28 protein-coding genes are annotated in these 19873 nt (G+C 29.5%); 7 read left to right on the forward strand and 21 right to left on the reverse strand.

Features of this window, described 5'->3' with window-relative positions; genetic code table 11:
• Nucleotides 1-12 precede the first annotated feature (12 nt).
• From CLOTH_RS02620 to CLOTH_RS02640, 5 genes are all read right to left on the reverse strand, one after another.
• Nucleotides 13-480 carry a hypothetical protein gene (locus tag CLOTH_RS02620; protein WP_079410928.1) on the reverse strand — a complete coding sequence of 156 codons (468 nt, stop codon included), beginning with the start codon at nt 478-480 and terminating at the stop codon, nt 13-15.
• Nucleotides 468-806 carry a YtrH family sporulation protein gene (locus tag CLOTH_RS02625; RefSeq protein ID WP_079410930.1) on the reverse strand — a complete coding sequence of 113 codons (339 nt, stop codon included), beginning with the start codon at nt 804-806 and terminating at the stop codon, nt 468-470. The genes CLOTH_RS02620 and CLOTH_RS02625 overlap by 13 nt, the downstream gene beginning before the upstream one ends.
• A 200-nt stretch (nt 807-1006) precedes the next feature.
• Nucleotides 1007-1867, reverse strand: coding sequence for an NAD(P)/FAD-dependent oxidoreductase (locus CLOTH_RS02630; protein WP_079410932.1), 861 nt, complete (start codon nt 1865-1867; stop codon nt 1007-1009).
• A 12-nt stretch (nt 1868-1879) separates the two neighbouring features.
• The gene (gene trxA / locus CLOTH_RS02635) at nt 1880-2197 is read right to left on the reverse strand and encodes a thioredoxin (protein ID WP_079410934.1); all 318 of its coding nucleotides are present in this window, start codon (nt 2195-2197) and stop codon (nt 1880-1882) included.
• Between the two features lie 225 nt (nt 2198-2422).
• On the reverse strand, nt 2423-2845 hold the full coding sequence (locus CLOTH_RS02640) for a CGGC domain-containing protein (protein WP_079410936.1): 423 nt from the start codon (nt 2843-2845) through the stop codon (nt 2423-2425).
• Nucleotides 2846-3051: 206 nt separating this feature from the next.
• On the opposite strand from CLOTH_RS02640, the gene CLOTH_RS02645 reads away from it, so the two are divergent.
• A complete protein-coding gene (locus CLOTH_RS02645) occupies nt 3052-3564 on the forward strand; it encodes a nitroreductase family protein (protein WP_079410938.1) in 513 nt (170 codons plus the stop codon).
• A 38-nt stretch (nt 3565-3602) separates the two neighbouring features.
• On the opposite strand, the gene CLOTH_RS02650 is transcribed toward CLOTH_RS02645, so the two are convergent.
• From CLOTH_RS02650 to CLOTH_RS02675, 7 genes are all read right to left on the reverse strand, one after another.
• Nucleotides 3603-3869 (reverse strand): GNAT family N-acetyltransferase, encoded by a 267-nt coding sequence (locus tag CLOTH_RS02650; protein ID WP_331721968.1) that lies wholly within the window; start codon nt 3867-3869, stop codon nt 3603-3605.
• Nucleotides 3857-4000 carry a hypothetical protein gene (locus tag CLOTH_RS10765; protein WP_331721969.1) on the reverse strand — a complete coding sequence of 48 codons (144 nt, stop codon included), beginning with the start codon at nt 3998-4000 and terminating at the stop codon, nt 3857-3859. Before CLOTH_RS10765 ends, CLOTH_RS02650 begins: the two co-directional genes overlap by 13 nt.
• Nucleotides 4001-4050: 50 nt before the next feature.
• Entirely contained in the window at nt 4051-4605 is a 555-nt protein-coding gene (locus CLOTH_RS02655) for a DUF4269 domain-containing protein (protein ID WP_079410940.1), read from the reverse strand.
• Nucleotides 4606-4846: 241 nt separating this feature from the next.
• Nucleotides 4847-6127 (reverse strand): FAD-dependent oxidoreductase, encoded by a 1281-nt coding sequence (locus tag CLOTH_RS02660; protein ID WP_079410942.1) that lies wholly within the window; start codon nt 6125-6127, stop codon nt 4847-4849.
• Nucleotides 6124-7074 carry a sulfide/dihydroorotate dehydrogenase-like FAD/NAD-binding protein gene (locus tag CLOTH_RS02665; RefSeq protein ID WP_079410944.1) on the reverse strand — a complete coding sequence of 317 codons (951 nt, stop codon included), beginning with the start codon at nt 7072-7074 and terminating at the stop codon, nt 6124-6126. The genes CLOTH_RS02660 and CLOTH_RS02665 overlap by 4 nt, the downstream gene beginning before the upstream one ends.
• 112 nt (nt 7075-7186) lie before the next feature.
• The gene (ytfJ, locus tag CLOTH_RS02670) at nt 7187-7624 is read right to left on the reverse strand and encodes a GerW family sporulation protein (protein WP_079410946.1); all 438 of its coding nucleotides are present in this window, start codon (nt 7622-7624) and stop codon (nt 7187-7189) included.
• 3 nt (nt 7625-7627) lie between these two features.
• A complete protein-coding gene (locus CLOTH_RS02675) occupies nt 7628-8230 on the reverse strand; it encodes a hypothetical protein (RefSeq protein WP_079410948.1) in 603 nt (200 codons plus the stop codon).
• Nucleotides 8231-8422: 192 nt separating this feature from the next.
• Here CLOTH_RS02675 and CLOTH_RS02680 point away from each other — a divergent pair, with 192 nt between their 5' ends.
• The 4 genes from CLOTH_RS02680 (at nt 8423) to speB (ending at nt 11209) form a co-directional block, all read left to right on the forward strand.
• Nucleotides 8423-8962, forward strand: coding sequence for a helix-turn-helix domain-containing protein (locus CLOTH_RS02680; protein WP_079410950.1), 540 nt, complete (start codon nt 8423-8425; stop codon nt 8960-8962).
• 25 nt (nt 8963-8987) lie between these two features.
• Nucleotides 8988-9401: an adenosylmethionine decarboxylase gene (gene speD / locus CLOTH_RS02685; RefSeq protein ID WP_079410952.1), complete on the forward strand. Its 414-nt coding sequence runs from the start codon at nt 8988-8990 to the stop codon at nt 9399-9401.
• A 115-nt stretch (nt 9402-9516) separates the two neighbouring features.
• The gene (gene speE / locus CLOTH_RS02690; RefSeq protein ID WP_079410954.1) at nt 9517-10374 is read left to right on the forward strand and encodes a polyamine aminopropyltransferase; all 858 of its coding nucleotides are present in this window, start codon (nt 9517-9519) and stop codon (nt 10372-10374) included.
• Nucleotides 10361-11209, forward strand: a complete 849-nt coding sequence (speB, locus tag CLOTH_RS02695) for an agmatinase (protein WP_079410956.1) — start codon at nt 10361-10363, stop codon at nt 11207-11209. The genes speE and speB overlap by 14 nt, the downstream gene beginning before the upstream one ends.
• Nucleotides 11210-11224: 15 nt before the next feature.
• On the opposite strand, the gene scpB is transcribed toward speB, so the two are convergent.
• The 5 genes from scpB to CLOTH_RS02720 all read right to left on the reverse strand — a co-directional run bounded on the left by scpB (nt 11225) and on the right by CLOTH_RS02720 (nt 14897).
• Nucleotides 11225-11761, reverse strand: coding sequence for an SMC-Scp complex subunit ScpB (gene scpB / locus CLOTH_RS02700; protein ID WP_079410958.1), 537 nt, complete (start codon nt 11759-11761; stop codon nt 11225-11227).
• Nucleotides 11762-11765: 4 nt separating this feature from the next.
• On the reverse strand, nt 11766-12467 hold the full coding sequence (locus CLOTH_RS02705) for a segregation and condensation protein A (RefSeq protein WP_079410960.1): 702 nt from the start codon (nt 12465-12467) through the stop codon (nt 11766-11768).
• 10 nt (nt 12468-12477) lie between these two features.
• Nucleotides 12478-13074 carry a site-2 protease family protein gene (locus CLOTH_RS02710; RefSeq protein WP_331721971.1) on the reverse strand — a complete coding sequence of 199 codons (597 nt, stop codon included), beginning with the start codon at nt 13072-13074 and terminating at the stop codon, nt 12478-12480.
• A 107-nt stretch (nt 13075-13181) separates the two neighbouring features.
• Nucleotides 13182-13874, reverse strand: coding sequence for a TVP38/TMEM64 family protein (locus CLOTH_RS02715; RefSeq protein WP_079410964.1), 693 nt, complete (start codon nt 13872-13874; stop codon nt 13182-13184).
• 51 nt (nt 13875-13925) lie between these two features.
• A complete protein-coding gene (locus tag CLOTH_RS02720; RefSeq protein WP_079410966.1) occupies nt 13926-14897 on the reverse strand; it encodes a sulfurtransferase in 972 nt (323 codons plus the stop codon).
• A gap of 340 nt (nt 14898-15237) precedes the next feature.
• On the opposite strand from CLOTH_RS02720, the gene CLOTH_RS02725 reads away from it, so the two are divergent.
• Together CLOTH_RS02725 and CLOTH_RS02730 are read left to right on the forward strand one after the other, a co-directional pair.
• Nucleotides 15238-16125 carry a LysR family transcriptional regulator gene (locus tag CLOTH_RS02725; RefSeq protein ID WP_079410969.1) on the forward strand — a complete coding sequence of 296 codons (888 nt, stop codon included), beginning with the start codon at nt 15238-15240 and terminating at the stop codon, nt 16123-16125.
• A 102-nt stretch (nt 16126-16227) separates the two neighbouring features.
• Nucleotides 16228-16473, forward strand: a complete 246-nt coding sequence (locus CLOTH_RS02730) for a hypothetical protein (protein ID WP_079410972.1) — start codon at nt 16228-16230, stop codon at nt 16471-16473.
• Nucleotide 16474: 1 nt separating this feature from the next.
• Here the strand turns inward: CLOTH_RS02730 and CLOTH_RS02735 are convergent, their stop codons facing one another.
• Genes CLOTH_RS02735 through CLOTH_RS02750 form a run of 4 tightly spaced genes read right to left on the reverse strand, consistent with a single transcriptional unit; the run spans nt 16475 to nt 19868 of the window.
• A complete protein-coding gene (locus CLOTH_RS02735; protein WP_079410973.1) occupies nt 16475-17476 on the reverse strand; it encodes a phosphotransferase in 1002 nt (333 codons plus the stop codon).
• Complete coding sequence (locus CLOTH_RS02740; RefSeq protein WP_079410975.1) at nt 17451-18158, reverse strand: TIGR04282 family arsenosugar biosynthesis glycosyltransferase; 708 nt, start codon at nt 18156-18158, stop codon at nt 17451-17453. Before CLOTH_RS02740 ends, CLOTH_RS02735 begins: the two co-directional genes overlap by 26 nt.
• Nucleotides 18158-18832, reverse strand: coding sequence for a TIGR04283 family arsenosugar biosynthesis glycosyltransferase (locus tag CLOTH_RS02745; RefSeq protein ID WP_079410976.1), 675 nt, complete (start codon nt 18830-18832; stop codon nt 18158-18160). Before CLOTH_RS02745 ends, CLOTH_RS02740 begins: the two co-directional genes overlap by 1 nt.
• A gap of 1 nt (nt 18833) precedes the next feature.
• A complete protein-coding gene (locus tag CLOTH_RS02750; RefSeq protein WP_079410978.1) occupies nt 18834-19868 on the reverse strand; it encodes an ABC transporter ATP-binding protein in 1035 nt (344 codons plus the stop codon).
• Nucleotides 19869-19873 lie beyond the last annotated feature (5 nt).

Consider the following 19873-nt stretch of genomic DNA (forward strand, 5'->3'; position numbering starts at 1 on the left):
ATGTATTTTACATTAATTAAGCACTTCAATTTTTACTACTAGCTTCAAAATTTCACTTAGCACCATTTTATTTACTGTCAATTTGTATTCTTTGTCGTCTACTTTCATTATCCTCTTATCTATTAACTCACAAGTCAAATCTATATCTATATTTTTTACCTCTTTTCCTAACAATATATTATATTTTTCCCTTATATATTTTTTTAGCTTTAGTTTCTCTATATCATCTCCGTCATAGAGTAATACTATTTCAATATCTTTCAGTATGAATTTTCTATTATTTATAGCTTCTTCTAATTTATTAAGTTTAGTATCTTTATCTTCGATAACGGTATTAAGATAAGTAATTTCTTCATGATATTTATCTATTCTATAACTTATAAGAGTATTTATACTTATAACCCCTAATATATATCCAAGCACAGTACCCGTAAGTAAAAATATAATATACTTTAACTTAGAACCTCTTACGATAACCATAATTTTGAACACCATCTTATTAATTTAATAAGCCCACATCCTAAATTCGCACCGATAAGTGCTATCAAAATATATCCTATTTGCTTTATAACAGATCTTATTTCTCCCTTGAATATACCTTGTTCTATTATCTCAAACGACGAGAATGTTCCCCCTAATGCTACTACTACCGCCCAAATTTTAATAGAACTAGCTACATCAAACATAGTTTTAAATGGTGGATGATTATTAATCAAAGCTCCTAATCCAGCAAACAAAGAAGCCCCTATTATTACACCAAATGATATCAAACAGTTATAAACAAGATTATGTAAAAAAGAAGTCATATATATCACCCTATTAAAATAGATTTCCTCTAAAATACTATTCATAACCTAAGTTTATAATTACAACAATAAAAAAGTCTTTCTTTGAAAGATTTTGAAGGTAGACTTTTTTGAAATTCATAACGGAAATTATAAATTATCCACAATTCAAGAGGTCTATAATTTCCTATTCATTATTAAAAATAGCTAGGCAATTTTGCCTAGCTATGCTTTTTATTATCTAGATAAGAAACTGCATTAAGTGCAGCAACTTGACCTTCTCCTGCAGCCTTAATATATTGATATGGCTTGCCTATACAATCTCCTGCTGCAAAACATCCTTTTATGTTAGTTTGCATATTTCTATCTACCTTTATATGCCCATACTCTAATTCAAGTCCTGGAACTAAATACTTAGGTGATATACTATTTTTTATAAAAAATATCCCATCAACATCTAATTCAGATTTTTTCAAGACAAGACTATCTATAGATATATCCCCTCTTACTTCTAAAGGAACATCTTTTATAATTTCTATATTCTCGTTTATATTATACTCACTCTTATACATAGGTATATAGTATACTTTAGATGCTATCTCTACTAAGAAGTTAGCTTCTTCCTCACCTTCACTATTATAAGATACTATAGCAACTTTCTTTCCTCTATATAAGGAAGCATCACAAGTAGCACAATAACCTACACCTTTCCCTACAAATTCTTCTTCACCCTTTATAGGCTTTGTATACTCGATTCCTGTAGCAATTATAACAGCACTTGCCTCATACATCTTTTCATTAGCCATTATAGCAAAATAATCTCCCATTGCATAAACATTGTTTATTCTTTCTTCTGTTATTTTTATATCCATTTCTTCTATGTGATGTTTAAATACATTTTTTAATTCTTCACCAGTCAGATTGTAAAGACCTAAGTAATTATCAACTGAAGGTGCTTTAGTTATCTTTTCACTTAAATTTGAACTTCCAAAAACTATTATATTTTTATTTCTTACCTTAGCATTTATAGCTGCGGATAATCCTGCTGGTCCACTTCCTATTATAGCTATATCATATCTCATCTAATCACCATTTTATAAGTTAGATTTTATTTGAGATTGTATCATTTCTTTAGGTCTGAATCCCATTATAGTATCTACAACTTTTCCATTCTTGAATACTAACATAGTTGGAACACTAGTTATATTAAATCTTTGAGCAAGTGCCATTTCTCTATCTATATCTACCTTTAAGAACTTAACCTCATCTTTCATTTCCTCATTCAAGTTGTCAAGAACAGGTGCTAACATCTTACAAGGTCCGCACCACTCAGCAAAAAAGTCTACTACAGCCACTCCACTGTAATCTTCCACTTCACTTTTAAATTCATTACCAGTTATAACTTTTACCATATACACTCCTCCTATTTTTTATTATCTATATTTATTATTGTATTATTTGAATATAAATATGTCAATATCGTTATATATTAATATATGAATTATGCAATTTATTTGTTAATACCTCCTAAAATAAAAAAGCATGATTTCTAAATTAGAAATCATGCTTTAGTTTCTACAATCTCTTTTGTAGCTGTGATAGGGAGCATCCTGATAATAAGTTTAAGCTAAGGTAAATTACTCAGGTTTATTTTTATTGTATATCCCTTCTTCTCTTTTAGCTTCTGCTCTAGCACTTATATATGTACCCTCTATTACATTTTCATAACCTCTTTTTCTTATTATATCCTTTATATATTCTATATTTGGACATCTGTCATAGTGATAATTATCTGTTGTCATGCATGAAGATAGGTGTATTACAACCTCTTCCTTCTTGATATTGTTCTTTGATAAGAGTTTTTTATTTAAATGTGATAGATGTGATGATACAGCCTTTCCACAGCATCCTCCACAAGTAAAAGCTATATACCTTAGGTCTTTATCTTGATACCTTTGAAATTCACCTTCTCTTTGGTAAAAAGAATTTGTACATGCCGATCCGCTACATCTTCTTTTGGCTATGTCACATTGAATAATTACAATATATTTAGTTTCCATTTCTTCCCCCAAAATATAATTCCTTTAAATATATGATATGCAATAAGTTTATCACATATTATATATGCATACTTTACTATGAATTGTTTTATATATTTTTTTTAAAGCCTTTATCAATAGACCAAGTTATTCTAATACAAAAATCAACATTTTAGCTTTCTTATCATAATATAAATAATATCCAACTTATTAATGGAGGTAATAAAATGAAGGTATTAACAGCTTTAAATGAAAGAAGAAGTATCAGATCGTATTTAAATACCCCTATAGAAGATGAAAAGCTAAGTAGGATTCTAGAAGCAGCTAGAATTTCTCCATCTGCAAAAAATAGACAAGAGTGGAAGTTCATTGTTGTTAGGAATAAAAAAATAAAGCAAAGACTTTTGCCTGCAGTAAACGGAAGAAATTTCATTGTAGATGCACCTGTGATAATAGTTGCGTGTGCCACTGAACAATCCTTTGTAATGCCTTGCGGTCAGCCTGCCTACACTGTTGACTTGTCTATTGCTATGTCTTATATGATTTTACAAGCTCAAGAACTTGGACTTGGTACCTGCTGGATTGGAGGTTTTTTTGAAGATCAAGTTAAAGATATTCTTGAAATACCTGAAAATGTTAGAGTAGTGGCAATAACACCTCTTGGTTATCCTGCAGAAAATCCAAATCCAAGACCAAGAAAAGCATTAGATGAAATTGTTTGCTACGATAAATACAAATAAAACGCACCTATATTAAAAGTTCTCAACAAGAGAACTTTTTAGTGCATGTTATCATTTAACAAGACCATATGTATGTGATCTTCCCATTTTCCGTTCATATTTAAATATTTATACGCCAATCCCTCATTGTAAAATCCTAGTTTTTCAACAACTCTCAATGATCTTTTGTTCTTAGGCATAATATTAGCTTCTATTCTATGAATACCAAACTCGTTAAACATAATATCTATCCCCTTTTTAATTGCCTCTGTGATATACCCCTTATTAATTTCATCTTTATCTAAGCTGTAGCCTATAGATGGCAAGATAAAAATGAGCCTCTAATAATATTGCTAAACCCTATTGAACCTATTATCTTGCTTTGATTATCCTTTTCTGCATAAGTTTTATCTATACACTTTAGGATAAGCCTTTCTGTTTCATAAGCCTTTTTCATCATAATTTCCCCCTTAGGCTTTCATAACTTATTCAGTTCATTATTTATAGCTATTTATTATATATTTCATATAGTTTCTCATCACTATACATTTCAAGTTCTAACAATTGTTCATAGGGGTTACCTTCTAAGTTTAATATTTTTGCAAAAGCTGGCTCTGTTTTAAGACCTTGTTTTTTCAAATTAATAATCTCTTCTTTAAAATTATCTCCATATAAATTCAACAATCTATATTCTATAAGCATGTGCCTATATCCGTTTGATTTATCTACATCATCACTTGAACCGTAAATTTCTATTTCAATGTTATTTACTATAAAATTACACACTAAAACATTTTCTTTATGTGTAATTCTGAACTCTTTGTAGTTTTTGAAATTATCTTCTAATGCTTTTTTAAATATATTAAAATCATCAACCTTACATACAATGTCTAAATCACTATTTTCTATATCAATCTCTATAGGTATTGTTCCTACTAATATAGGAGTGTAATCTCCTAATATATCTAAAATTCTTGTATTTATAAGTATTTCATAAGATTTTCTTTGTTTTAAACTCCCGTATTTCAAATAAGATATATCTTTCCAATTTTTATTATTCATATAAGTTCCTTTACTAATTTCAATATATTTTCTTAGTTATTTTTTAGTAATAGAAAGTTACCCCTTTCTGATTTATTAACTATTATACCACTGTACTTTTAGGCATGCTAAGAAATTTTTCATCACTTTCTTTGTATTTACTCTATATATAAAGTCCTAATTAACTCATCTACTCTTCAAATCTATGTCTTAGCCAAAAAAGTTTAAGGAGTAGATATTATACTTCTACTCCTTTTCAAACCTAAATTATCTTTTCATCATACACATTCATCAGTCCTAACTTAAATATCTTATCTTTTAGATAATTCTTATCTATTGTATATAGTCCAAGCTTTTTCATTCTCTCAAAGTATACAGATCCTGCAAATGTTACTTTTAACTTATCTCCATCCTCACTATCTAGTATTTCATTTCCATATGCTACTAAATCTCCTATAGCTATAGTTCTTGGAAGCTCTAAAAGTGGTATTCCAAGTGCATTTTTAACACTGTTATGACCTGCTAGATATCCTGTAACTATAGCCTCTGTATGCCCTACATAAAATCCGCTTTTTTCTCCTGCTACAAATAGATTGTCAACTCCTATTACCTTCAAGTTGTTATTTCTTTTAGCAACTGATAAATATCTTATAGAGTTACCTATTCCTCCTGAATACGGATCTTCGTACTTAGCATTCTCAAATCCTTCTATTTTTCTTAACTTATCAAGTGGATAATATGGCACCATTAACTTAGCGTGACCTGTATCTAATAATATTAAGTTTTTAGCAAATGCTTCAAGTGCATATTGCTGACATACCTTTATATTTAATTTGCCTTGATTTATTTCTTCCTCTGGAAGTGGAATTACAACTAGTCCATTTTTGTTTAACTCATTTCTTATCTCCTCACTCAATGATTCTTTATTTAATTTTACAGATCCACTGAAAGCTCCATAATTCCCATCATTTCTTTTTCCGATCATGTCTTTAACTCCACATTTTTGAGTTATACTAACTCTTGGTCCAAAGGATGGGCATCTTAATACGCACATTGCACACCCATTTCCATATCTTAGACAGTTACCCATAGGGCCTGTTGTTCCTGTAGTTTCCACAAAACTATCTCCGTTTATTACTTTCCCATTTTCAAGTGTCACAGATTTTATTGTATTTCCTTCTAGTGTAGCATCTACAACTCTAGACTTTAAAAGAAGATTTATTTTCATTTCTAAAAGTTTTCTTCTTACAACGCCTTCTATTATATTTACATCATACAAACTTGCATGTTTATGTCCTGGAAAGTCTATATCTTTGTGTCTTGAGCATGCATCAGTTATTTCGAACAATTCTCTTCCTCCTAATAAGATGCTCTCTTCAGCAGCTGTATACCTTCCGTTATTTCTCATTATTCCTCCAACATTTCCAAGTCCTAAAACCATATCTGTTCTTTCTATTAATGTAACATCTGCTCCAGCTTTTTTAGCAGATATTGCTGCTGCACATCCTGCCCATCCACCACCTATAACTACTACTTTTTTCATTTTAAAGCCCCCTTTAGATATAATCTAGGCTCAATTTGAGTTTTGCATGCTTTTACTACTTGATCATTTATCTTAACTGCACACGCTCCACAAATTCCTTCTCCACAACACATTAAGTTATTATTACTAATTACTAAACTTATACTTTCATCAATTGAGTCTACAATATCCATAACTTTTTTATTAAAGGTATTAGATCCACCTGAATAGACTAACTTTACATTATCATTTATCTCATTTTTTATAGTTTCTATATCTGTATTAAAGTCTAGATGCATAAATTTTATATGTTTATTTGATAATATATAGTTTTCTATATACTCTACTCGTCTTTTATTTTTGTCTATTATCACTACAACCTCATTATTGTTTTTAAGAAGCTGTTTTATTATCTTTATTAGAGTTACTTGTGCTATCCCTGCAGATAATAGTAGTGCTTTTGAGTCTTGTAGCATTTTAAGATATTTAAGACCAAATATTCCATTTTTGTATGGTGCTCTTATATATATCTTCTTACTTCTTAAAATTTCTTTCGTCTTTGGCCCTCTTATTGCTACTACTACTTTTAAGATGTTTTGTTTTAAATCTACATCAGTAACTGAAATAGGTATATTGAACTTTTCTTCTACTTTTTCTCCTCCCCTTAAAAAAACATAAGAACCTGGATTTATCAGTTCTTCTCCTAATTCTTTGGGAATATTAAGTTCTAGAAGGTATACATTGTCTAATATTTCATAGCAGTCTTTAATATCTACTAATATGTCTTTTTTAAATTCCATAGCTTTTTCATTGTTTTTTATGAATTTGTTGTATATACAAACCCCCTGCCATAAACAGTCGCACACCTTATCCCCTTTTAGATGAGAACATAATATGCAGTCTTTAGTTTCTGCTAAGTAACAAGGACAGTACTCACTACCTGCATCGACGCATACATTAGGCTTCATACTAATCACTTCCTTCTTGGAAAATATATCATTAGTATATTTTATTTAGATATCAAGGTTTTGGTTACAAATGAAAAGCTGCTATTAACATTTAGTTAATAGCAGCTTTTTATTAGTGCATGCTGTCTTGATTAGGTGTGTTATGATCTTTATTTTTATCTATCATATTTTGAATTTTTTCCATAACTTTTGGAATAGTGTTTAAGACTGTATCTACCATTGTTATATTCTGGTCTACAGGAATTAATTTAGTTTCATTATTTCCTACTATCATAAATCCTACAGGCTGAACTGATACTCCAGCTCCTGTACCTCCAGCAAAAGGATATCCTTCTTTTGTAACTTCTTCTACTCTTCCACTTTCTCTTCTTCCTTTGCTATATTCTCCACCACCTGAAGCAAACCCAAATGATACTTTAGATATAGGTATTATTACTGTACCATTAGATGTTTCTATAGGATCTCCTATTACTGTATTCACATCAATCATATTTTTCATATTTTCCATGGTTGTTTTCATTAAATCTTCTATAGGACTATTGCTATTCATGCCTTATGCACCAACCTTTCCATTATTAATAAATAATTTGTAGTGTTTTATTAAATATAAAAAATTTCTAATCCTAATATCAAATGAACCTTTGAAATAAATTTTGAATTCTTTTTTTTCAAATCCTGGATGTACTCTTAATGACATATATTTAGCATCTATATGTATATGTATCAAGCTATATATAAAGTGAATTATATTGAATATGATAATAGTTGAAAAAACATTATTATCACGAATATCTATTTCGCTTATCACTTCTTTTATTTTTATTTTCTTATATAGATAACTAAATATTTCCTTATACTTGTCATAATTACTTAGTATGGTTTTTATATCTATTCTGTCTTTTTGTTCATTAACTAAGTTGCCTTCTAAAGATGTCCTTTTTGATACTTTAAACTTTACTCCCTCCTTGTTTGCATTTAAGTCTACAAATGGAATTTCTTTTTTGTATCTTACAAGACCATAAAGAGCACTTATGTTTATTACTACTTCGTCATTTTCTCCGTTTTTTAGTAATTTTATACTCATTTTAACTTTCGAATTTACTATCAAAAATACAATAATTAAAATTGCTACAAAAACTATTATATATGTATTCATACTAGCTATTATTTACAAAAAATATAAAAATAATCAGTACGAAAAATATTTTTTACTTAAAGTATTGACTTTTTTTAAATTTAGTTTATATTATATATGGTAAACAAAAAGTTTACTTTTAGGAAATAGCACTTATAATAAACTTAGAGTTTACTAAGTATATTTTTTTGCCTTTTATTAGGAGTGGTTATTTTGAGAATAGGAGAAAAGATCAAAGAACTTAGAATACTTAATGAATTAACTCAAGAAGAGCTTGCACAAAGGTGTGACTTAACTAAAGGATTTATATCAAAAATTGAAAGAGATATAACTTCTCCTTCTATTGCAACGCTTATGGATATCTTAGAGGCACTTGGAACTGATCTTAAATCGTTTTTTAATGAATCAGCAGAAGAAAAGATAGTATATACAAAAGATGATATATACGAATCTTCAAATGAAGATTTAAAACATACTATACATTGGTTAATTCCAAACTCTCAAAAACACATTATGGAACCTATATTGATAGATATTGAGCCTAACGGTACAACAAATATTGATAGACCTCATAATGGTGAAGAATTTGGATATGTAACAAGAGGTGTAATTACCCTTTGTATAGGCAAGAAAAAGTTCAAGGTAAAAAAAGGCGAAAGCTTTTATTTCACTCCTCATAAGGAGCATTATATAATAAATAATTCAAACAAGATTGCTACTGTATTGTGGGTTTCAAGCCCGCCGTCTTTTTAGCAAATTAAGAAAGGAGAATTTTAATATGAAAATCGAACAATTAGGAAGACACATTTTAGCTGAGTTTTATAACTGTGATAAGGAATTATTAAATGATCATAAACTGATCGAAAAATTTATGGTAGAAGCTGCAGAAGAATCTAAGGCTACTGTTGTTACTAGCAATTTCCACTTATTTAATCCTTGGGGAGTTAGTGGTGTTGTTGTAATTCAGGAATCTCACTTAACTATTCATACTTGGCCAGAGTACGGATATGCTGCTGTTGACTTCTTCACTTGTGGTGATGAGGTTAATCCTTGGACTGCGTTCCAATATATGAAAGATAAATTAAAAGCTGAAATATCTGAAACTACAGAAGTTCCAAGAGGTATTGTTGACAAGATTAAACTTCATTCTAAAGAAGAAATAAATCCAACTAGCTTTAAAGCTACTGTATAATATATTTTCAGTTTTTTAGGATATTATTTCATAGTTTTGAGAAAATTAAACCTGTACCCTGTGGTACAGGTTTTGTGTCGCAAAATATAATTAACAATTTTTAGGAGGTTATACTATGGAGCTATGGTACACAGAACAACATACAGATAATGTTAATTTTTCACTTAAAGTTAAGAATCATTTATTTAGTGGACAAAGTGAATTCCAAAAGTTAGATGTTTTAGATACATATGAGTACGGAAAACTAATGACATTAGACGGACTTGTTATGGTTACAGAAAAAGATGAGTTTGTTTATCACGATATGATAGTACATGTTCCAATGGCAGTTAATCCTAACATCAAAAACGTATTAGTTATAGGCGGTGGAGATGGCGGAACTGTAAGAGAGCTTATGAGATACAACTCTATCGAGCATGTTGATATGGTTGAAATCGATAAGTTAGTTTGCGATGCTGCTAAAGAGTTCTTCCCTACTATTTCTTGTGACCTTGAAAATCCAAGAGTAAATCTTTTATATGAAGATGGAGTTAAATTTGTTGAAGAATCTGAAGATGGAAAATACGACCTTATAATAATAGATTCTACTGATCCTATAGGACCTGGAGAAGGATTATTCACTACTTCGTTCTATACAAATTGTCATAGAATATTAAAAGAAGATGGAATACTTGTAAACCAAAATGAGTCTGTATTCTATGAGCCAAATCAAGATGCAGCTATGAAAGCTAATTCTAAGCTTAAGAAGATATTTCCTTTAGTTAAGGTATATCAAGCATGCATACCTACTTATCCATCTGGATACTGGTTATTTGGATTTGCTTCTAAAAAGTATGATCCTATAAAAGACTTAGATGCTGCTAAATGGAATGAATTAGGTATTAAGACTAAATACTACAATACTGATCTACATGTTGGATCATTTGCTTTACCAAACTTTGTAAAGGAGTTTTTTGAAAATGGAACTATTTAATAGCTATAGTTTTATTGGATGTGAACATTCTTTTGAAGATTCTGATATAGTAATGTTTGGTGCTCCATTTGATGGAACTTGCTCTTTTAGACCTGGATCAAGATTTGCAGGTTACAGAATAAGAGTTGAATCTTTCGGTCTTGAAACTTACAGCCCTTATTTAGATAAAGATCTTTTAGATAAGAAAGTATGTGACTCAGGAGATTTAGAGCTTCCATTTGGAAATAAACATAGAGTTTTGGATATGATATATGATTACTCTAAGCAGATAGTAGAAGCTAATAAGAAGCCTTTAATGATAGGTGGAGAGCATTTAGTTTCTATATCTACAATAAAAGCTCTTTATGAAAAACATAAAGACCTTGTGATACTTCACTTTGATGCTCATACAGATCTTAGAGATGATTATATGGGAGAGCCTTTATCTCATGCTACAGTTATAAAAAGAGCTTGGGATTTACTTGGAGATAACAAGATATATCAATTTGGAATTAGATCTGGTCTTAAAGATGAATTTAATTGGGCTAATGAAGGTCATACTCATTTAAATAAATTTGATACATCTACTTTGAAAGATGTTGTTGAGAAAATAAAGGATAAACCTGTTTATGTTACTATAGACCTTGATATATTAGACCCTTCTATATTCCCTGGAACAGGAACTCCTGAACCTGGCGGAATTACTTTCAAGGAAATGATGGACGCTATAAAGCTTATGTCTAATTTAAATATAGTTGGAGCAGATGTTGTTGAGCTTGCTCCCGATTATGACCCTACAGGAGTGTCTACTGCTGTAGCTTGCAAAATAATAAGAGAGATGTTGCTTTGCTTATAAAAATAGAGGCTTAATTTAAGCCTCTATTTTTTCTTCAAAAGTTTCTATATCTGGAAGAGCTTTTATTGTGTCAAGTCCAAATACTTTAAGAAACTCATCAGTAGTTTTGTATAGTATAGGTTTTCCTATCTTATTTAGCCTACCCGCTTCTTTTATAAGATCATTTTCTACAAGCGTTGATATGGCTTTATCACACTTTACTCCTCTTATTTCTTCTATCTCTACCTTTGTTATAGGCTGCTTATATGCTATTATTGTTAAAGTTTCAAGCGTAGCTTGAGTTAAGCTTTTCTTTTTCTTTGGCTCTAACATTTTCTTTACATATTCTTCATAGTCTTTGTTAGTGCACATTTGATATTTTTCTTCTATTTTAAGTATCTGAATACCTCTTTTATTCTCATTGTATTCACTTCTTAACTCTTCAATAGCTTCTACAACATCTTTTACATTTATTTCTTCTCCTATAACACTTCTTATATCCTTAGCACTTATAGGATCTGCAAATGCAAATAATATCGACTCTATAACATGTTTTATTTTTATATTCTCCATACAATCACTCTGCCCTCTTTATCAGTATATCTGAAAAAAATGTATCTTGATTTATTACTATTTCTTTAGTCTTTATTAGTTCTAAAAGAGATAAGAATGTAACTATTATCTCCTCTTTATCTTCACTCTTTATTAATTCTTTAAAAGATAATTTTCCTTCTTTATTTATCCTAAATCTAACATAATTTATTTGGTCCTCAAGAGATATTGTTTGAACCTTATATATCCTAGGGAATGTGTCATCTTTAACTTGTTTTTCTTTAAGAAGACTCGGCAAGAAATTAATTAACATATCTACACTAAGGTTTGTTAAATCTATTTTCTCTTCTTGAAAGAATTCTTCTCTTTTTCTAAAGAACACTCCACTTCCTTCATCTTGTCTATTTCTTAGAAACTGTGATGCATTTTTAAATTTCTTATATACAATTAATCTTTCTATAAGTTCTTCTCTTGGATCTATTTCATCTTCTTCAGTTTTCTTAAATAATAGATATTTAGACTTCATTTCTAGAAGTTTTGATGCCATTATTACAAATTCACTAGCTATCTCAAGATCCATTTTCTCCATTTCTTTCATATAACTTATATATTGGTCTGTTATCTGCGAGATAGATATATCATATATATCTATCTTATTTTTTACTATTAGATCATATAAAAGATCTAGTGGGCCTTCGTATGCTTTTAAAGATATATTATATCCCATCTTCCTCCTCCTATATAAATAAAGCTACTATACCACTTATAACAGTATATATAGGCGTAATTAGTAGTCCTATTTTATTTGTAAAAACTAAAAGTAGTAATATTATAGATCCCATTTCTTCATATTTAAAGTAATATCTTTTGAAATTACTTGGAATAATTGATAATAGTATTTTAGAACCATCTAAAGGTGGGATTGGAAGTAGATTAAACGATGCAAACATAATATTAAATCTAAATGCATAAGATAATATCCTATTTAATGCATACATATTTAAAACAGTATACTGAATCTTAATTATATATATAATTAGTATCGATGTAATTATATTAAATATCGGTCCTGCAATGCTAACTAAGAATATCCCAAGTCTCCTATTTTTGAAATTCCTATCATCTATTGGAACAGGTTTTGCCCACCCAAACCTAGCTATAAACATAACCAGCATACCAAGTGCATCTATATGTTTGAAAGGATCTAATGTTAATCTACCGTATCTTTTAGCAGTATCATCTCCTAGCATATATGCTGTAAGTGCATGTCCAAACTCATGTACAGAAATAGCAATTAAAATACCAGGTATTTGCTCTAATATATTAATAATCAATATTTCACCTCTTTTATTTTTTAGCTTTTATCATAGTTAGTATTATAGCAAAAATGAAAAATGTTTTGAATAGAAAAAACAGATAGAGATTACCCTATCTGTTTTTATTATAGATTTACACCCTTTTTCTTTTGTAACCATCCTGGAATTAAAGAAACGATAACAAAGAATATAGCTCCTATTCCTAGGTACATAAATGTCTTTTTCATATCTCCTTCGCCACTAGCAATAGATCCTGCCATGAAAGTAAATGCTGCAGCTCCTGGAAGCATGCATATGAAAGAAACTATAATATATGTTACTAAATTGATTTTAGTTAATCCGTACGCAAAGTTTTGAAGATTGTATGGGAATACTGGAACTAATCTAGTTATCATAAGCATTCTCCAACCTTGTTTTTCAACACCTTCATCTATTTTCTTGAATTGCTCGTTTCCTTCAACCCATCCTTCTACCATGCTTCTTGCAGCATATCTAGCAACTAAGAAAGCTAAAGTACCACCAATAGTTGCTCCTGTTGCAGCCCATAAAGCACCCATTATAGGTCCAAATGCAAATCCTGCTAAAAGAGCAATAGGTAATCCTGGTAAAAAGAATAGTGCGGCAACACTATAAAGTAATATATATATGATAGGTCCCATAATTCCAAATCCATTGATCCAATTCTTTAGGTTTTGAAGATTTTCTATACTTATATATTGGAATAACCCAAACTGCCTCATTAAAATTATAACTATAGCAAAGACTGCAACTATTCCAATTAACTTACCTTTTCCAGCTTTTTTTTCTTCGCCTTTCATGATTGTACCTCCTTATTTGTTATGAAAATAGGGGGCATGCCCCCTATTTTATTATTTTAAAGCTCCTGTTTCTACTTCTACATCTTGAGTTGCACTCCACTCAATCCAAGAACCATCGTAGTTCTTAACATTTTCATATCCTAAAAGTTGAGTTAAAACAAATGTAGTATGAGCAGATCTAACTGCTGATTGACAGTATGCTATTATAGTTTTATCTTTAGTTATTCCATGTTCTTCAAATAAAGCTTTTAATTCTTCTGCAGTTTTGAATGTATCATCTGCTCCATCGCCTGTATTTAATGTATTTACATATTCAAGCCATACAGACGTTGGTATTCTTCCTGCTCTTGGCACATCTCCTAAACGTTTTTCACCTGTAGCTTCTTCTAATGAACGAGTATCAAGTATTATTACATTTGGATCGTTAATAGCTGCTTTTACATCTTCTATAGTAGCTAACTTACTTTTGTTTTCTGGATTAGGGAATTTGAATTCTGTTGGTGTTACAGCTGGTCTTGCTCCTGTTCTAGTTGGAAGTCCTGCTGCTCTCCATCCATTTAATCCACCATCTATTAATTTTATGTTGTCATATCCATACATATCTAATATCCACCAAAGTCTTGCAGCGTCATAATCACCTTTTGCATCGTATGCAAGTATTAAAGTTTCGTTATCTACACCTATACTTCCTAAGAATTCTTCCATTTGCTCTCTTGTTGCTGCCATTCCACCAAATTGGTGATCTTTATTTTCGTATGCTGGTCTCCATATATCTATAGCTCCTGGAATATGTCCTAAAACATACTCAGCTGTTGGTCTTATGTCAACAAGAACAACTTTTTCGTCACTTTCAAGTATTTCGTTAGCTTCAATAGCGCTTATAAGTATGTCTTGATTGTAGTAGTCAGCATACTTTCCTTTTTGTTCTTTTAATTCTTCTTCAGACTTTACGTCTACTTTGCTACATCCCACTGCTCCAACTGTAAGCATTAGAGATAAAGCTAGTGCTAAAACCTTTTTCATCTTTTACCCTCCTTAAATTCGTTGGTTAATTATTTATCTTTTATCGGAACGGATATGTATCCCGATAATAGACATATGTAATGAAATTTGTCCTTAACGCACTTCATATTATCTATCAAAATGATAATTCTGTCAAGTGCCTTATCTGTTATTTATTATATTATAGATAATGTTAAAAATATAATAAGTAATAGTTATAGTATATAATAATAAATTATTAACGTTAAAAATTACACATAGTCAATTCTTGTCATCTATTTTAAAAACTTATTTATTAATTTTCGATTAATTATGATATAATTATATTCAATAACAAAAATAACTCATTATAGGTGATGATATGAACTTGCAATATTTAAGATCTTTTTTCGTAACTGTAAAGCTAAATAGTATTTCTAAGGCGGCTAAAGTCTTACATCTTACACAACCTGGGCTTAGTATGCAAATACAATCTCTTGAAAAGGACCTTGGAATAAGTCTATTAAATAGGAGCAATAGAGGTGTTGAACTTACAGAAGGAGGTAAAATAGTATTTGATTATGCTAATACCATATTATCTTTGCAAGAAAATATAGATAGAGATTTAGAGAACCTAAAGGTAAATAGAAAGAATCTATTGATTGGATCATGTAAAGCTATAGGTGAATATGCACTTCCTTGTAGTATATATGTATTTAAGCAAGACCACAAAGATGTTGAGATTAATATGGAGATTTCTAATACAAGCGAAGTTATAGAAAACCTTATCAATAGAAATATAAATATCGGTATTATTCATGGTGATATAAAAGAAAAAAACATACAAACAGTTAAGATAACTCAAGATAGATTGCTTTTAGTTACATCTTTGCCACTTATGAAAGATACTATAACATTAGATGAACTTGTTAAACTTCCTTTAATATTTAGGGAGCAAGGATCAGGAGTTAGAGACACAATAATAAAAGGACTAAGTGATAGTTTGTCTATTGACAATCTTAACATAATATATGAACTTAATTCTATGGAAGCTATAAAGTCTTCTGTTATAGCAGGAAAGGGAATATCTTTTATACCAGAACTTAGTATAAAACGTGAACTTAAGGATGGTACACTTAAAAAGATAGATATAGAGAATATAGATCTAACTTGTGAATTTTATGTTGCTTATAGAAAAGACTATTCTTTAAGTCCTTTCGAAAATGAATTTATAAAATTTATTAAATCTTCAAAGAGAGGTTTTTGTTAAAAATGCTGCGATAATTACCGCAGCATTTTTTAATTAACATATATCAAAATACAAAAAAGTTCATATTATATAGTGTAAATTTCTTTAAAGAGAGGTAGCCCTATGTCTACTTTAAAACACTTAAATAAAGACTTTGAAGTAATTTTAGGATCGGAACTTTTCAAACTTTTGTTTAACTGTGATGGTATAAAGTTTTCTCAGCTAAATGTGATAACCTGTCTTCTTATTAAGGCTAACATACCATTTACCTTAACTTTCTCTCAAGCTACAAGGAGTGCTTCAGCAAGTATATTACTTGAAATTACTATCACTCCTAATGTAACTTTAAATTTTACAATCTCTGTATAATCTAGATATAGTCTTTCAGTAAGTTTCTCATAAAGTCTATATCTAGATATTGTTTTATTTTTTTGAATGTATCCATATTTTTTATATCTTTATTAGGATCTTGATATTCTATAAACGCATATGCACACCAAGATAATGCTCTTAGATATAAATACGGGGTATATAAGTGCACTCTCTCTTTTATATTTTTGTCTTCATCTAGCCTAGCTATATATTCTTTGAAGAATATTTCTTTTTCTTCTTTGCTTAAAACATAGTCAGCCTTCCAAAGAGTAGTTGTAGGTGCTAAAAATTGAGTTATATCTTGACACGGATCACTTATTACTGGCTTTTCCCAATCTATCAAAAAGCTCTCTTTTTCTCCTATAATAAAATTATGTGAATTCACTTCTGTATTATTTATAACATGCCACTTGTCTTGTCTAAAATATTTTTCTTTATCTTTGTTTTCTTTACACCAGTTTAGAAAACTATAAAAAAACTCTTTTTGACTTTTATCTACAATATCACTTTTCATATATGTATTTAAAAGTCTTTCACCTTCATTTATCCTATCACTTAGTATATTTTCTTCAATTATAAAATTTGAAAAATCTCCTTTAGTTGTATCTATAGAATGTATATTCGAAAAGATTTTTGCAGATTTTCGTAAATCTTTGTTGTATTCTAAAGGTCTGCCATTTAAATATTCCATTATCAAGATTCCATAATTTATATAGTTCTTACTATCATCAAGAAAATATACTTTAGGTGTTACGCCACTTATCTCAAGTTTTTTGAGTGCATCGTATTCATACTTTATTTGATTGTCAAGTTGAAGCTGACTATTTGTGTTTACTCTAAATACATATTTATTTTTTTGATCATACACAATAAAGTTAACATTATATTCACCTTGCGCTAGAAAATCAACATCAAAATTCCCATCAATGTTTATATATTTATTTATATTATTATCTTTTATATAGCTTTTTATTTTATCCTTTAATGTATCTTTCAGCATAGCAATTATCACCCCAATATTTCCTTAGAAAGTTTATTGTATTTTGTGGAGAAATCTTATCTTCAAAATAACCACTTTTTACTCTATTCCAAAAATCCACTAAATCCTCTTTCGTATCTATATCTTTATATTTTTTCGCAAGTCCTACACTTATTCCTAGTTTATTTGATATATCTAAAGTTCCTTCAAGTACAGATTTGTATCCCCACTTTATATTGTCACTAAATATACTTTTATATATGTTTTTCATTCCTACTAGGTAATATCCACCGTCAAAAGTTGGGCCTAGTACCAAATCATTTTTATTTAAAATATCAAATCCTTTAATAATATCATCACTTTGAATATCTGGAATATCAGAACCTATCAATATAACTTTTGAGTATCCATTGTTTAATAAATATTCAATACTGTTTGACATTCTTTCTCCAAGAGTTTCACCTTGTTGTGCAAATACACTTATATAACTTGGAATAATACTTTCCATTAATTTAAATTCATCTTCTGGAGTATAAGTTAAATATACATCTACATTATCTTTTATCTTACTAAGAACATTGAATATGTCAAATAAAAAGCATGTGTGTATACTAGCACATTCTTCACCTGTCAAAATTTCCATCAAGCGAGTTTTTGTTTTTCCTGGGATAGGCACTCTTGTCATTAATATCAGTGCATTCATCATCTAGCCTCCCTATACATTTTGCTAAGTTTTGATGGTGATACCCCCAGAACATAAAGTAGCTTCATCTTTTGCATAAGCACAAATGTCTTTAGGTATCCACCTTTTTCAAATCTCCTAGCTGATGTTCCTATATATTTATTTACCATTTTCATCTTTCCATGTTTTTTTATATCTATAGAAAACTGAAAATCTTCCATTATTTCAATTTCAGGATAGCCTCCTGCATTTAAAAAAATGTCTCTTTTTATAAATATACCTTGATCTCCAAAGTAAAGTCCCAAAAACTTAGCTCTTAAATTAGAGGTAATCTCTATATATTTCATAAATTTAGAACCATTATCTGCAAAGTATAATTTAAATCCACCACCTATATAACCTTGATCTATAGTTTCTTTAATATGCTTTAAGGAATCTTTATCTACTTTTGAGTCTGAATGAACAAACCAAATTATATCTCCACTACATTCTTTAGCTCCAGTGTTCATTTGTATAGCCCTACCCTTTTTACTATCTACAACTTTAGCATATTTACTAGCTATAACTTTAGTGTTATCAGTACTTCCACCATCTACAACTATTATTTCTTTATCAAAATCAAGGTTAATTAGATTTATAAGAAGACTTTCTATAGATTTCTCTTCATTTAAAACTGGAACTACTATAGATATCATATTATTCCTCCACTTCTTCATAGAAGATAGCTTTACCAAAATCTATATTAATAGAAACCTCATCATTAATCTCAAATTGAATATCTGAATTTACTGAACACTTTATAGATTTATTATTACATAAAATATCATAATATACTTTATCTCCTGCGAATTTCTTCTTTGTGATTATTCCTTTTAACTCTGATCTATATTCCCTAGGAAATACTTTTATATCTTCAGGCCTAACCATAGCACACATATTTAAAGCATTTTGATTATGAAGCTCATAACTTCCAAAATCACTTACAAATAATCCATCTTTTATATCTCCACTTATATAGTTTTTTTCTCCAAAAAAATCAGCAACTTCTCTAGATACTGGATAGTTATAAACTTCATAAGGTGTTCCAAACTGCTTTATTCTTCCATCTAACATAACTGCTATTTTGTCAGACATCATTAATGCTTCTTCTTTATCATGAGTAACGAGTATTGTCGTTATCTTTAATCTTTTTTGTATATCCATTACAAACTCTCTCATGCTATCTCTTAACTTTATATCTAAATTAGAAAATGGTTCATCTAAAAGTAATACCTTAGGATCAACTGCTAAAGCTCTTGCTATAGCTACTCTTTGTTTTTGGCCACCTGAAAGTTCATTTGGATATTTCTTTTCATAACCATTTAAGTGAACTAAATGTAGTAATTCTTTAACTTTTTCTTTCCTTATGCTTTTTTTAACTTTCGCCATCTTAAGCCCAAATCCTATATTATCTTCAACTGTCATATGAGGGAATAATAAATAATCTTGAAATACTATTATTGCCCCCCTTTTTTCTACAGGTATATTCATAACTGAAACATCATTAAATAAAATGTCGCCATATTCTGGCTTTATAATTCCTGAAATTATTTTAAGTGTTGTACTTTTTCCACACCCTGAAGGACCTAAGAGCGAAACCATTTCACCTTCGCATACGGATAAATTTATATTATCAAGAATTGTCTTTTCATCAAAAGACTTGGATATATTAATTAAATCTATTCTAGACATAGATC

This window comes from Alkalithermobacter paradoxus, assembly GCA_002029295.1.
GTDB lineage: Bacteria > Bacillota > Clostridia > Peptostreptococcales > Peptostreptococcaceae > Alkalithermobacter > Alkalithermobacter paradoxus.

Coding starts and splice junctions, on each gene's coding strand:
- CLOTH_RS02620 (WP_079410928.1), bottom strand. CDS start 480: ATGGTTATCGTAAGAGGTTCTAAGTTAAAGTATATTATATTTTTACTT.
- CLOTH_RS02625 (WP_079410930.1), bottom strand. CDS start 806: ATGACTTCTTTTTTACATAATCTTGTTTATAACTGTTTGATATCATTT.
- CLOTH_RS02630 (WP_079410932.1), bottom strand. CDS start 1,867: ATGAGATATGATATAGCTATAATAGGAAGTGGACCAGCAGGATTATCC.
- trxA (WP_079410934.1), bottom strand. CDS start 2,197: ATGGTAAAAGTTATAACTGGTAATGAATTTAAAAGTGAAGTGGAAGAT.
- CLOTH_RS02640 (WP_079410936.1), bottom strand. CDS start 2,845: ATGGAAACTAAATATATTGTAATTATTCAATGTGACATAGCCAAAAGA.
- CLOTH_RS02645 (WP_079410938.1), top strand. CDS start 3,052: ATGAAGGTATTAACAGCTTTAAATGAAAGAAGAAGTATCAGATCGTAT.
- CLOTH_RS10765 (WP_331721969.1), bottom strand. CDS start 4,000: ATGAAAAAGGCTTATGAAACAGAAAGGCTTATCCTAAAGTGTATAGAT.
- CLOTH_RS02655 (WP_079410940.1), bottom strand. CDS start 4,605: ATGAATAATAAAAATTGGAAAGATATATCTTATTTGAAATACGGGAGT.
- CLOTH_RS02660 (WP_079410942.1), bottom strand. CDS start 6,127: ATGAAAAAAGTAGTAGTTATAGGTGGTGGATGGGCAGGATGTGCAGCA.
- CLOTH_RS02665 (WP_079410944.1), bottom strand. CDS start 7,074: ATGAAGCCTAATGTATGCGTCGATGCAGGTAGTGAGTACTGTCCTTGT.
- ytfJ (WP_079410946.1), bottom strand. CDS start 7,624: ATGAATAGCAATAGTCCTATAGAAGATTTAATGAAAACAACCATGGAA.
- CLOTH_RS02675 (WP_079410948.1), bottom strand. CDS start 8,230: ATGAATACATATATAATAGTTTTTGTAGCAATTTTAATTATTGTATTT.
- speD (WP_079410952.1), top strand. CDS start 8,988: ATGAAAATCGAACAATTAGGAAGACACATTTTAGCTGAGTTTTATAAC.
- speE (WP_079410954.1), top strand. CDS start 9,517: ATGGAGCTATGGTACACAGAACAACATACAGATAATGTTAATTTTTCA.
- speB (WP_079410956.1), top strand. CDS start 10,361: ATGGAACTATTTAATAGCTATAGTTTTATTGGATGTGAACATTCTTTT.
- scpB (WP_079410958.1), bottom strand. CDS start 11,761: ATGGAGAATATAAAAATAAAACATGTTATAGAGTCGATATTATTTGCA.
- CLOTH_RS02705 (WP_079410960.1), bottom strand. CDS start 12,467: ATGGGATATAATATATCTTTAAAAGCATACGAAGGCCCACTAGATCTT.
- CLOTH_RS02715 (WP_079410964.1), bottom strand. CDS start 13,874: ATGAAAGGCGAAGAAAAAAAAGCTGGAAAAGGTAAGTTAATTGGAATA.
- CLOTH_RS02720 (WP_079410966.1), bottom strand. CDS start 14,897: ATGAAAAAGGTTTTAGCACTAGCTTTATCTCTAATGCTTACAGTTGGA.
- CLOTH_RS02725 (WP_079410969.1), top strand. CDS start 15,238: ATGAACTTGCAATATTTAAGATCTTTTTTCGTAACTGTAAAGCTAAAT.
- CLOTH_RS02730 (WP_079410972.1), top strand. CDS start 16,228: ATGTCTACTTTAAAACACTTAAATAAAGACTTTGAAGTAATTTTAGGA.
- CLOTH_RS02735 (WP_079410973.1), bottom strand. CDS start 17,476: ATGCTGAAAGATACATTAAAGGATAAAATAAAAAGCTATATAAAAGAT.
- CLOTH_RS02740 (WP_079410975.1), bottom strand. CDS start 18,158: ATGAATGCACTGATATTAATGACAAGAGTGCCTATCCCAGGAAAAACA.
- CLOTH_RS02745 (WP_079410976.1), bottom strand. CDS start 18,832: ATGATATCTATAGTAGTTCCAGTTTTAAATGAAGAGAAATCTATAGAA.
- CLOTH_RS02750 (WP_079410978.1), bottom strand. CDS start 19,868: ATGTCTAGAATAGATTTAATTAATATATCCAAGTCTTTTGATGAAAAG.